The 13,183-nt window shown below is 58.7% G+C and carries 6 protein-coding genes; 5 read left to right on the top strand and 1 reads right to left on the bottom strand.

Annotated elements, in window-relative coordinates; genetic code table 11:
• The first annotated feature begins 163 nt into the window (after window positions 1-163).
• From GO986_RS18670 to GO986_RS18650, 5 genes are all read left to right on the top strand, one after another.
• Window positions 164-475: a hypothetical protein gene (locus GO986_RS18670; protein ID WP_157460870.1), complete on the top strand. Its 312-nt coding sequence runs from the start codon at window positions 164-166 to the stop codon at window positions 473-475.
• 156 nt (window positions 476-631) lie between these two features.
• Window positions 632-1,333, top strand: coding sequence for a hypothetical protein (locus GO986_RS18665; RefSeq protein WP_157460868.1), 702 nt, complete (start codon window positions 632-634; stop codon window positions 1,331-1,333).
• Entirely contained in the window at window positions 1,326-1,631 is a 306-nt protein-coding gene (locus GO986_RS18660) for a hypothetical protein (RefSeq protein WP_198170817.1), read from the top strand. The genes GO986_RS18665 and GO986_RS18660 overlap by 8 nt, the downstream gene beginning before the upstream one ends.
• Window positions 1,632-1,741: 110 nt before the next feature.
• Complete coding sequence (locus tag GO986_RS18655) at window positions 1,742-8,572, top strand: phage tail tape measure protein (protein WP_198170815.1); 6,831 nt, start codon at window positions 1,742-1,744, stop codon at window positions 8,570-8,572.
• Window positions 8,573-8,689: 117 nt separating this feature from the next.
• Window positions 8,690-10,048 carry a HEPN domain-containing protein gene (locus tag GO986_RS18650; RefSeq protein ID WP_157460863.1) on the top strand — a complete coding sequence of 453 codons (1,359 nt, stop codon included), beginning with the start codon at window positions 8,690-8,692 and terminating at the stop codon, window positions 10,046-10,048.
• A 127-nt stretch (window positions 10,049-10,175) separates the two neighbouring features.
• Here GO986_RS18650 and GO986_RS18645 read toward each other — a convergent pair whose 3' ends face one another.
• The gene (locus tag GO986_RS18645; protein ID WP_157460861.1) at window positions 10,176-12,758 is read right to left on the bottom strand and encodes a hypothetical protein; all 2,583 of its coding nucleotides are present in this window, start codon (window positions 12,756-12,758) and stop codon (window positions 10,176-10,178) included.
• Between the last annotated feature and the right edge of the window lie 425 nt (window positions 12,759-13,183).

The raw sequence follows: 13,183 nt of genomic DNA, 5'->3' as shown, positions 1-13,183 counted from the left end.
GTCCGGAGCACTTTCAGGCCTGGTGGGTGGCCACTCGGGCGCCGAGTCGGGGGGATGGTGGTGATGGCCCCCCTTCGACTGGGCGGGGGCCCTCGCGGCTCTCGCCCTGGTCAGTCCTACTGTCGATTGGTACAACGCCTCGCTCGACCGAATCCAGCACGCCTTGGGTGCTTACACCAACGCTGAACAGCGCCAATGGCAGCGGCAAGTCTGGGCGGGGGCGCTGGCCTGGGGTGCGGAAGCGCCGAAGGATCTGAACACCCGCATCCTGCCGGACTTCACGGATCGGAACCGCCTGGCTGTCCCAGCGGCCGTGCCCTACCTGGTGCCAGCTGGGGTGGCGGCTGGACTGGCCGAGGCGATGCAGCTGGGGCTGCTGAGCGGCCCGGTGTGGACCCAGTGGGCCGCAGCGCGGGATGGCCGGCCCCTGCTCAAGATCTGGGAAGGCATCGCGCTGGCGGGGGGTGGAAGGTAGATGCCATCACATAACTGGATTAAGGGACGAAATCTCGACCAGAAGTGAAACAGCCGTCATTTTGCTGTCATGCATTCAGCGTAATGTGATAGGAATAAGCGCGACCGGGATCATTTTGCGAGATACCACGAAGAAAATCGTAGCTGGAGGTGAACCATGACCATGACGGAAACCACGCGCAACACCGAGGTGAGCGACCTCCTCGGACGGTACGCGAAGGCATACGGCGTTGAGTGGAGAGACAGCGTGGAGGAGAATCAGCAGGCTGTACGCCGTCTGACCTTCCTGTTGCCTCAGCTCTGGTCTACCCTCTCCAGCACAGATCAGCACCGGCTCTATCAGCTAGCTAAGGAAACCCAGGCTAACCCCTTGAAAGTGACCTGGATGGGTTGGCGAGATTTGATAAAAGGGTTTAGGTACGCTCGTGACATGTGGCGCACCATGAAGCGTGACGGCATGCAGGTCGCTCAAAAGAGAGTGGCGGATGCGGTTGATCTTCAACAAACGCTTTTATCAACGATTATCCACCTGCATGAGAACAACGGTTCACTAGCTGGAAGTGTGCCTAAGTACGAGCAAGCTCTCTACGACGCGGCGAGAAAACTGCATCAAGACGGTTTGTATTACGTTGAATACAGTAGCCACGAAGGTAAGAGACTAAGTGTTCAGTGCTTCGTCCATCCTGACATTGAATTTGAGTACGAACCAACGCAGCACATCACACTGAATCTGGTTCAGGCAGTGAATGATGCCGGTGGTTACGTTGATGGTATAGAATTCATCCCGAATGAGCCCGAGTCAGGAACAGCATATCGAGCAGGCCAAAAGGAATTTGGTAGCTCTGGGCAGTTTGCCTGACGACGCTTACGAGTGGCGCATCACGATCATGATGTACACAGCACTTCACGCTGTTGAGGCGCTGCTTATCAAGAAAGAAACTAAGATGGCCACCGATCACTACGGTGGCTATTCGACTGCCTTGCAGAGTATCGGACAAACTGACCTGTCCGTTCACTTCCTGAACTTGGTGCAGGCGGCGCAGAAGGCGAGGTATGACTGCCTTCCCGTGGACAAATTGAAGAAATTATGCACGGCGCAAGAGAAGCACTTCCAAGAAGCGAAAACTAAGCTGTTTTCGCTTGGCATTCGATTCTGAAAGATCCGTACAAGATGGTCTCTCTGGCAAGCGCCTCTGCCCGCCCACAACCCCCACCTTTCAGCCGCCCCCCGTGGGCGGTTTTTCATTCCCCTTCGGAGGTATCCCTTATGACCCAGACCTCTCTTGGCGACCTCGTTCTCAGCCCCACTCTGGATCAGACTCAGTTCTGGGCTGAGTTCAGCCGCCTACAGCAGCAGTTGGAGCGCGAACAGGGCGTCAAGGTCAAGATGAACACGGGTGAGGCGCTGACCTCGCTGGACAGTGTGAAGCAGGGCGTGGCTGAACTGGGCAACCTGACGAAAGAACAGGCGACTCAGCAAACTCGCAACGCCCGTGTTTTAGGGGCCCAGCATCAAGCAAGCGCTCAAGCTATACGTGAGCACAATGCGGCCGTCCTCGCCGAGTACCGGAGTAACACGGCCGCCAGCAAGGCTGAAGCCGCTGCGACCGTCGAGCGCACCACCCGGATCCGGGAACAGGCGGCACAGCTCACGCTGACCAATCGCCTGGCCAGCCAAGCCGCGCGAGACGAGAAACAGCGGTCTATCGCCAGCATTAATGCGCTTGACCAGCAGACTCGTGCGTATCGCAACCTCTGGCAGGCCCGGCAACTGAGTGATGACGAGGTTATTGCTGCTCAGCGCCGCATCCATAGCCAGGCGCTGATCCAGGCGCAGGCAGTGGACAAAACTTCTGATGCCTACCGCCGGTTGACCCAGGTGGCCGCCGCTGCCCAACGGACGATGGACCAAGCGAGCGGACAGAACACGCCGGGCAGCTTCTCTGCTGGGGTTAGCCAAGGCGTGTTGTCAGCCCTCGGCAACCTAGGGCCTTTCGGACAATTAGCTGAGCAGTTGGGCATGATCTACCAGCAGTACCGCTCGGCCCAGACTGAGATGCGAGACGCCGGCGCCGATGTGGGCCGTGCTGCTGGTGATGGCCTGAGTGAAGGCCTGCGTGCCCGTCAGGACGAGGTGAAGAAAGAAGGTCACGAGACTGGCGAGGCGCTGCACAAGGGCGTAAAAGACGCACTGGACATCCGCAGTCCCAGCCGTGTGCTGCGGCAAGCTGGCACCTGGGCTGCCGACGGCTTCATCGACGGGCTGAAGGCCAAGCACGCTGAAGCCCTGCAGGCAGGCCGGTCTCTGGGACAGCAGGCGCAGCGAGGCCTGCAAAGCGTCAACCTGTCGGCCGACTTTGGGATCAGTGGCGGGACCGGCCTGGGCCTGTTCAGTCGTGCTGGAGCTGGAGAGTCCAGTGGCATGGCGGCCGCTGCGGCAGATACGAAAGAAGCGGTCGACGCGCTTAATGGCCTGCCCGAAGCGGCCAAGCAGGCCGAGTTGGGTGCGGCGGGCATGGAGATTGCTGCCGAAGGCATGGGGGGCGCGGTCGAGCAGGCCGCTGAGCACGTGCAGAGCCTGCGCGATGCCCACCGCGAGGCGGACCCTGCCGCCCGCGCCACGGCGATCGCCGAGGCCAGGAACGCAGTGGCTTTCGCGGCCACGTCGGCGGCGGTGGGCGCCCTGGCGTACGCCAGGGTGACCGGCATTAAGACGGCCGCCGAGTATGAGGCTGGCCTGGCCGAAATCAGCCTGCTGACCGATAAATTGCCCAGTCAGCTCGGGCCCGTGGGCATGGGCATCTTAAAGGTCGGCGCCGAGGTCCATCGTGGCTTCTCAGAACTGAAAGAGGGCTACGAGGAGATCCTCGGGGCCAGCGTGCGCGGTACCTCGAATGAACCCGAAGCCCTAAGGTTCCTAGAACGCGCAGCCAATCTGGCCAAAGTTACCCGCACCGAAACGCAGGTGGCGGCCAATGCCTTGACCAGCCTTCTGAATGCGTACGAAATGGACGCGTCCAAAGCCGGCCAGGTCTCCGACATGCTCTGGGCCAGCGTGGCGGCGGGTAAGGTCAAATTGGGTGAAATTGCCGGCAGCTTAGGCGCAGTAGCGGGGCAGGCCAAAAGCCTGGATGTCCCACTTGAAGAGCTGCTCGGCGCTATGGCCCTGCTGACCACCCGCGGCATTCCGGCCAGCACCGCGCTGGAGTACATCCGCAGCGCCCTTACGAACGTGCAGAAGCCAACTGAACAGGCTAAGGACACCGCCAGCCGCTTGGGCATTGAGTTCAGCGCCGCCGCCCTGAAGGGCATGGGGCTGGTCAAGTTCCTCGAACAGTTGGGCAAAGGAGTGGGCGATGACAGCGAGGCCCTGGCCACCCTCATCGGCGACGTGGGCGGCCTGCAGGCCGTGATCGGGCTGCTGAACGGAGGCCTGGACGATACCGGTGGCGTGCTGGACCGGGTCACTAACAGCAGCGGCGAGTTGGACCGCCAAGTGGCCAAGCTCAAGGGCACTGCCGAGGACGCGGGCAAGAACTTTTATGCCTCCTGGGAGCGCACCCAAATTCTCTTCAGCCGGGGCTTGCTGGGGGCTTTCACCAACTTCCTGGACAAAGGGGTGAACCCCGTCCTCAAGGCCATTGGCGATGTACGCAGCGACCTCGAAGGGCTTCACGACATCAAGGACATCCGGGCCGTGCTGACCATCGACTGGGCCAAGGATGACGGCACTACGATGGCTTACAAGGTTTTCCTGGGGGCTCAGCGCACCATCGGGTCAGCCACCACCCCAGGGGAAGGCCCGGTAGGAAAGGTCCTCAACACCCTGCTGTACGGGCCACTGGGCGCCCTGCTGCAATACGGCCCGGCCACCGCGCGTGGCGTCAGCGCGACCTACACCAGTCTGGAGCGGCGCCAGACCGCCATTGATCTGCGTGATCAGCTCATCAAGGCGAACCTGATGGAGCGCGGCGACTTCAAACAGCAGGTCGAGGCCATCCTGAAAAATCTCGACGGTTACGTCGACCAGATGCGCGAGCATGTCCAGAAAGGCAGCGAAGCCATTGCGGGCACCGTGAAGGCCACGCTGAAGCCGCTGGTGGGCGAAGGGCCGCTGCTGCCAGGCCAGGGGCGCGCCTCGGACATCACCGGCCTGGCCCTGGCCACCCTGCTCGGGGTGGGGCAGCGCAGCCGGGGCACGCCCTTTGGCCAGACCTATGGACCGAACGGCTCATGGGGCAAGCACGTCGGCGAAGACTTCTTCGCCCCAGTTGGAACGCCGGTGTACGCCCCTTTCGCAGGCTACGCCTCGGTTCGTAAGGATCAGCAGCAAGGCAACATCGTGGATCTGTACGATGCCGACAACAAGCGGCTGAGCATGATCCACCTGGATAAGTATGCGGACGGGCTGGTGGAAGCCATTGCCCGGGCAGGCGGGCGTCTGCTGGTGAAGCAGGGCGAGCTGCTGGCCACCGTGGGGCAATCGGGCGACGCCGCTCACAAGGAACTGGGCACCAAGAACGCCCACTTGCACTTCCACGCCCTGGTGGGTGGCCAGCTGGTGGACCCATTCAGTCAGACGTTCCGCGGCGTGACCGGCAACGCGAATGCGGCCCGCACCTACGACAGCAAGGCCAAGCCGCCACCCGTCGAAAAGACCTTCGACGATTACCTGAAAGAAGCCCGCCGCCTGACGGATGCGGTCGAGAAGTACGCTCCTGGCGGCAAGGCAGACAACAAGGACCGCTGGCTGGTGGCCGATCGACAACTCGAATCGTTCCGGACCAGTGGTGAGCTGGCGGGCAAGGCCCTGGAATACATCGGCCTGGAAAGCGGCAAGGCCAAGAAAGCGACCAGTGAATTCGGGCAGCAGTTTGACAAACTCAAAGGCCAGCTCGACATCACGAGCAGCCTGGACAATCTGGGTCGCCCCGCTGCTGAGGTTACGACCCGGCTGGAAGCCATTCGAAAAGAAGCCTTGTCAGGGGCCGAGGCGGAACGGAAGCGCTGGGGTGAGACCGCGAAATACAAGGCCCTGCTGGATCTGGCCGGGGACGCGGCCAAGCGCCTGGAACAGGTCCGGAAGCGAACCGCCGAACTCACGCCCCTGCAGCGCGAGCAGGCCCAGCAGCAGGACCTCCTGGCCCGTGAACGCATGGAGAAGTCGCTGCGCGGTGCCGGGGCTGATCGTCTACAGGAACTTGTGGCTGGAGGGGTGACCCCCGATGTCAGCCTGGCCAAGTGGCAGGCCGCTCAGGCGGAGATCCGGCGCCGCGAAGACCTAGCTGAGCAGGAACGCCACAAGAACGATGACGCCGCCCTCAAGGCGAGCGAGAACCGCCTCGCCGCCCAGCGGGCCCTGGCCGATGGGCAACTGGAGCTGGCCCAGCGCCGGGCCGGCGAGGTTCTCAAAACCTACGATCTGGAGGTGAAGAAGGCCGGGGACAGCGCGGAAGCCCGGCTCAGCGTAGAGGAGCGTTTGGCGGCCAACGTGCTGGCGGCCCGCGCGGCGCAGGCGGAGGTGGCCGCACGGCAGGAACGCCTGCGCCTGGAACGTGAGCGCAACACGGCCGTCAACGCTCAAAGCCTGACCCTGAAAGACCGTCAGGCCCTCTGGGCCCAGTACGGCGAGCGCATCGCCCAGGTGAACCAGGACCTGATCATCACGCTGGATGACCTGGCCGAAACGGCGGTGCAGCATCTGGCCGACGTGCAGCAGCAGGCCTTCTCCGAAAGTGAGGCCGGCCGCGCCGAGGCCTATGCCGAGCGACTGCGAGCCATCATTGAAGGGCTGCCTGGCCAGTCAGAGGACGGGCTGATTCGCTTGTACGGTGAGGCCCGTGCCGTGAAAGACCAGGAACTGCTCAAAGCGGTCTATGACGAGTGGGAGCGGCGCCGGCTGGAGGAAGAAGCGGCGCAGCGCGTCATCTTCGAATTGCAGGACCAGGCCAACACGGCACTGGCGGAAGGGGCGAAGAAGACGGCCGACGAACTGGCGGCTGCCGGCGACTCAGACGGGGCTCTGGCGGTGCTGGAAGAGGCGCTCAGCGGCGTCATGGAGGCCGCCCTGGCCGGTGAGGACGCGGCCCAGGCCATCAACCTGCTGCACGACGCCATCAGTAACCTGACCGGCGCCACCGCCCTGACAGACGAGTTCAATACCTTCGTGGCCGGGCTGTCGGGCACGGTAGACGAGCAGATCAGTCAGGTGGTGGCGCGGCTTGAAGAGGTGACTGACCCGGCGCTGCGCACCCGCCTGCAGGGGCTGCTCAAGGACCTGCGGGCCGATCTCCCTTCCTTCGGCAATCCGTACGCCAGTGGCCTCATTCCAGGGGCCAACGGGTTTGCGAACGGCGGGCAGACCGGCGGGGCACCAGACCTCAAGGACGTGGCGCAGGCCCGAGACCTGGGCCAGCTGCTGGCCGAAGCGACGGACCCCACCCAGGTGCAGGGCCTTTTGGCGGAAGTGGCTGAGCTGCTGGCCAGTGAGATCGGCGAGCGCCTGCCGCCCAGCATCCGAGCCGGCTTAGAATCCGCCGTCGCGGGCGCCCAAAACTACCTGGACGTGCTGACCAACCTGACCACGGAAGGGGTGGTGGACGGCTGGGAGCGGGGCATGAAGGGTGCGTTGGAGAATCCCCTGCCCAGCAACCGCTTCTCGGAGTTCGCCGCGGAGATCTTCGGCCGAGGCGCCGCCGGACTGTCCGACCAGGGGCAGGTCGACGCGCTGACAGAAACGCTGCAGCAGGCCCGCGCTGAGAGTCAGCTCACCGAAGCAGACCTGCAAAACCTGCTGGCGCTGATCGAGCAGCTGCGCAATCCCAGCGACGTGCAGCTGGGTCAGCGGTTCAACCTGGGCCAGTGGCAGCAGGACGTCCAGACGCTGAGCGATCAGTTCGACAGCGGCGAGATCACGGCCCAGGACTATGCCGCTGGGCTGCGGGAAGCCTCGGTGCAGCTCAACGCCCTGGCAGACGAAGCCGAGCGCTTCGGGAATCTGAAATTGGCAGGGCAGATTCGGGATCTTGCTGGTGGCCTACGGGCGATGTCGCCGGAGGTGGCCGGGGCCATGAAGACCCTGGGGACGGTGCAGGAGTATGCCGGGTACGTGCAGGACCTGGCGGGGGCCTTCAGCAGCTTGGCGGAGGCCAGTGGGAACGAGGACCTGGCGGCGAACCTGAACGGCCTGGGGAATCTGGCCGGGAAGGTGGCCGCGCTGGCAGGCGACGTGATGCGCATCATTGCGAACCCGGCCGACATCGGCGCCTGGGTCGGGGCCATCACGAAGATCATCTCGGGCATTGCCGAAGCCATGAACGGATTCCGTCAGGCCTATGAAAAAGCCGACAAGATGCGGGAAGATTTCAACAAGCGCTTCACCCTGATTCGGGGTGACGACTTTGCCAAGACCTTCGTGCGCTCGCGCGGGTGGCTCGCCGATACCTTCGGCGGTGGGCCCGAGATCCGGCAGGACATAGACGAGTTCGGCTTGAAGATTGCACAGTCGATTGAGGGCGGTGTGCTGGGGGGCATCAAGAACGGCATGAAGCAGGCCCTCATGACGGGGGACTGGAGCGGTTTCAGCGAGACCTTCCGGGAGAGTGCCTATTCGGGCGTGGTGGACGGTCTGATTGAAGCCATCTTTAATGACGCCTTGAAAGAAATCCTGGCGCCGGGCATTAAGGCCCTCACCGACGCCGCAAAGACGGAGGGGACAGCTGACGATGATGCGGCGATGGCCATGGTGGAACGGCAATTAGGCCAAGCGGAGCAATTCGTGACTGGGGTGGGCCAACGGCTTCAGCCCGGCTTGGACCGGCTGCGCGACAACTTGGGCGTTAAGGTGGACCCCGGCACCACGCGCGGGGTGGACACCACGGGGCTCAGCACGCTGCCGGAGCCCGTCCAGTTCGCACTGGCTGCGCCACTGGTCGACGGCGTGCGCGGGTTGAAGGAAGCGGCGGAGGAAGGCAAGAAGACCGCCATGGTGCAGCGAGAAGTGGCCGAACTGATGCGGGACGTCTTGAATGGATTCCGCCGGACTTCAGACGGCGCTGGCAGCTACCGCAGCACCACGGGCACACTCGCAGGGAGCTGACCAAGGCGGAGGGTTGACTGTCGGAAAACCACATTGGGACAAGGCTTCTGCGAAATTAAAAGATCACTACAGTGCCATAATTCATCTTGCAGCCTCATTTCGGTAAGAATAAAAAATATGGCAAAAATGGATGTGAAACGTTCCTATCATGGGGAGTGGCGAATTGAAAATGAGGGAGTGTGGCTCGAAGGGCATCTCCGTTTACATAGGGGAGGAGCTATCGCTCTCGAACTCTTAGGTACCATTGAAGAGATGTCTATGGTAAGCCAGGCTTCTCCAAAGATCGTCCATGGACGTGTAGGGGATTTGAGAATATTTATATCCAAGCTGGAAATTTTACAAATGAATACATCTCAAGAACGGAAAGGTGTAATGACTCTTACTCTAAAGGTGGGTGTTGTAGTTATGGGAAGAGAAGAGGACGAATTAACGTCCTTTAATTATGCAAGAGTAGAGATGAATTCCAAGCTCTATAGGTATTGGGTAGACAGAAGGAATGTTGAATGGGAATATAAGGGTGAAATACAATCGCTTTCACATGATAATCAAAAGTTCTATCAAATTTCTCTGGATGACTTAAAGATTGATATGAGTATATCGTCAGTGTTTGCACGCAGGCATAGGCGGCTTAGCGGTAAGGTCTCAAAACAGTCTCGGATTGCTCTAAATTTTAAGGAACCTCGCAGTGTTCTTGAAATACTCACTATAGTAGAAAGAGTAACAGAACTAATATTTTTTCTCTCAGGATATAAGTCTCATCCGGAGTTAATGCTGTATCTTGATCCTGACACCGGATTTCCAACCGAAGTGTTGACTTGGACTGGAAGAGAGAAGTTAGCTCTGAAATATAAATATGCAGAAGCGGATATAACTTACGATGATGTGCTAGACAAATTCCCATTAATTTTAGAAAATTGGATCAAGGATTATCAAAGATTAAAAAGCTTTGCGGAACTTCAAAGCTCACTTCTTTGGCGAGAAAAGGTACACACAAGAGATGCCTTCTTAAGCTTTATACAAATGACAGAGGGTCTATACGACAGCTCTTCTGATACAATTTGGATGGACAAGAAAGATTATGAAAAGGCTATAAGAGATGTGAAAATAGCAATAGAGGGTCTAGATATTCTCGAAGAAGTGAAGTCAAATATGAAGGATGGGATTATAGCATCTTACAAGAAAAATCTCTCTCATAAGCTCAACCTATTAATAGACCAAGAGCTTTTTGAATCAATTGGACTATCTATCTCAAGAGAAGATTTTATAAAAAAGGTTAAATCGACACGTAATTACTATACACATTTAGATATCAAATATGCTGCCCGAGCATTTAAAGATGAGGAATTGTATCATGCATCGAGAGTCGTATTCGATCTTATAAGATTTCAATTGCTTTCTATGATTGGTGTACCAAAAGATTTATTAGTAAGTAAATTGAAGCATAGATATAGATATAAACAAATTATAGAGATGTAATCAGTAATTGGCGTCTCGTAAAACAAAAACAGATTTTTGGGAGTGATGTATTACAGCTGTAAATTTTTGAGTTTGGCATAAGATAGGCAGCTGCTTGAATTTTTAAGCAGCTGCCTATCTTCTTTATTTAGGCTGCCTGGCTCTGTGCTCGGTAATGACTGCCGACTTTGCGGAGGTGGCCACCGTGCGTCAGTAGGTCAATTGCTTTACTCGCTTGATCTGACGGCATGTTCAGCTGAGCACAGATTTGTTTAAACGGCAGACCGTCTTTGAGTTCACGAACCAGCTTGAAGACCCGTAGAGCTTCAGGTGTAAGCGCATCTGGAATGGGTGCAGGAAAGAAGACTCGGCGACGCTCTGAGTCTTCAACTGTGGGTTGGGGAGAGGACACTGAAGTTGCTTCCTGTATATGCACCATGTTGCTAGGGTGTGCAGGGGAAGGCAGGGGGTGCAAAACGCTGGTGATGGTGCTGCTAATCCTGGCTAGCACGTCACGAGCTGTCTGTGCAGCTTGAATACGTAGAGTCAACGCTGACCGCTGATCGTCGAGGATTGAGAGTTCAGACTGCAGCGTTTCAAGTGGCGCCGCCTGTTGTTCAAGTTCAGCCAGTTGCTGAGACAAAGGGAGTTGTTGAGTCTGCACAGAAACCTCCTGGGAAGCCAGAGGGGCGGCAAGCGGAGCTGACGGAAAGGCTCCACCTATGTGATGTAGAGGTGGCAAGGGGTGGAGATACACCTCACGGCCTTCTTTTCTGGGTGTAAGGGCTTGAAGGTTTTGGAGACGCAGCACCACGAGCGTGACTTGGTAGTAGGACTGGCGGAGGTGTAGGGCGATCTGCTCGTGGGTGACACCTGCATCTATGTCGAGTTCGGCGATAGCCGACGCCACCGCCGATTCTGGTTGGTCTAGGCGTTGAGGACGGGCTGGGGGAGCGGGTTCCACTCCAAGTGGAAAGTAGGCAGTAGGTTGCCACCAAGTGCCCTTGATCCCCTGAGTCATTCCCTTCCGGACCATGTCATCCAGTGTCCGTTCCAGACGGCCAACTGGAATGCCCGGCAATTTGTCCAAAAGTTCGAAGAGAGTGGCGCCGACTGCCCCGGCTGCCAGCAAGAGCGGTTGTACCTGGTGCTGTGGTGAAACCCAGGAATTTCGTGCTAAGGGGGGTGCCTGGTCATGGAAAGTAGCCAGACGGTAAACCGGACCGGTATACGCAAAGTTATGTCTCTCCAGGACGTGCTCCTCCTCAACTGCCCGCCGAGTGTGTTTTCGACACACATCACCCTCTAAGCCACACTGTTCCTGCAACTCAACAATGTTCAATCCATTCGCCCCGGCCCTTTCGAAATGAGGCAGGATGTCGCTCCAGTGGCTGAATTTTGGCGGAGCTTCGTGCATATACGCCCTGGCCTGGTCGACATATAAACGCGGAAGGTACAGCTGAGGGCGTTGCTGATTTCCAGGAGTGCGGTAGCGGATGTGAGCCCGAAATTTCGACTTGATCCGGGCGAGCGCAACAGGATCCTGGGTGATGCCGGTAATCAGCACTTCGTCTAGGGTTGGCGCCGCTCCTCGCTCCGCACGCTGATCAGCCCATTCCAATGGCACCAAGGTGTGACCAGGCGCCTCAGGAAGGCCGCAGTAGGTCAACACACCAGCGCGTTCTGCCGCATCACGCATGGCGCCGCTGGAGATGCCTACCATACTGGCCAGCTCAGCCGTCTTGATGTAATTGGGCACGTCGCCATAGGTCAAAGCGAGGAGGCGTGCTCGCCGGTGCACGGGAGATACGGATATGCCAAGGCGCTGGGCGCAGAGTTTGAGGCCCAAGATGGGGAAAGCTGCTTTCAGCCATTCGAGGCGTGCTGGCGTCCAGGAGTGTCCCTCAGGAGCCAGAGGAACACCAGGACCTAGAAACGTAGGAGACCGCGAGGCAAGAATGCCTCGGCCGCTGTGTGTGAGTTCGTAGGTTTTGCGCTTTCCCTGGCTACCCACCGCCTGCACGAATCCACCCTGCAGGAACCGCTGGAGAAGTGAGGTCGCCGCCGCCCGCTTCATTTCGCCGTTCATATGGGTGAGCGCCTCTTCAATCGTGTGGGCTTCCGCAAAAAGGGTCAGGAACCGAGCGGCCTTTGTCCCGTGCCTAGGTAGATGGATGTGGGCCGTCTCCACTGAGGGGGGTCTTGGAGCCTCAAGTAGCCTGTCATCCTCTGTTCTCTGCTTCCATTCTTCAAGTACGGCGGCCGCCACCGATACAGAAAGTCCTTCTGTCACTCGAAACACGAAACCAGCTCCAACGGGACGGCCCATAAGAGTGTTGTCACGCCACATCGCCAGTGCGGTGGACTGCACCCGACGAACGGACGCAGATAAACGTTCGGCGATACCAGCTGCCATGGCGGGCCCATCTGACAGTACGGCAAGAATGGGTTGCCGAAGGGTGTCGTCAACATCCTCAGGAACAATGAGCGCCTGGAGGTCAACCAGACCGAACAGCTGGCGTCCACGGTCATGCTGGGTCACCCGGATCAGCCCACGTTCCAGTAGGATCTGCACCCACTCTGTGACAGTGTCCTGATTGGGCCGTGGCTCAGGGAAGGCAGATTGGATGCCTTTGATCCCACTCTCAGCGTTCGGCGACTGAGCCAGATGGTCCAAGATGACCGTGATCTTGGTGCCGGTCAATGCAAGGTCTGGCTTGAGCGAGGACACGTCAGAAGGATATCGCTAACGTAAAAGTTAGCCATTTAGGCACGGACAACTTGAGCCATTTTTCGTCGTGTTTCCCCGGATGAAATTAGCTATTAAATAATTACTAGGAAGTATTACTCTCTTGACAGAATTGGAGATCTCTTGCACTCTGACGTCATGGCGAAAGCAAAGGTCACGAACACCAACACCACCATCGGTACCCTCACCGCTCTCCTAGGTTTGGCCAGCGTCGCTCTGACGGTCTACATCAAGTACAAGGAAGCTCAGCGCCTCTAGCACGCCAAGACGAGGAGGCCTCTGTCGGTTTTATTCGACAGAGGCCTCCAACTTGAATACAAATCTGCCGGTAAACCTAGCTCGGCCGCCAGCGTCCGCGAGGGCCATCCATGGCCGCTGACCAGCCCTCAACTTTGAATCCTGTGGTC

The sequence above is a fragment of the Deinococcus arboris genome (genome assembly GCF_009755355.1).
Classification (GTDB): domain Bacteria; phylum Deinococcota; class Deinococci; order Deinococcales; family Deinococcaceae; genus Deinococcus; species Deinococcus betulae.
This window is presented reverse-complemented; position numbering and strand designations above follow the sequence as displayed.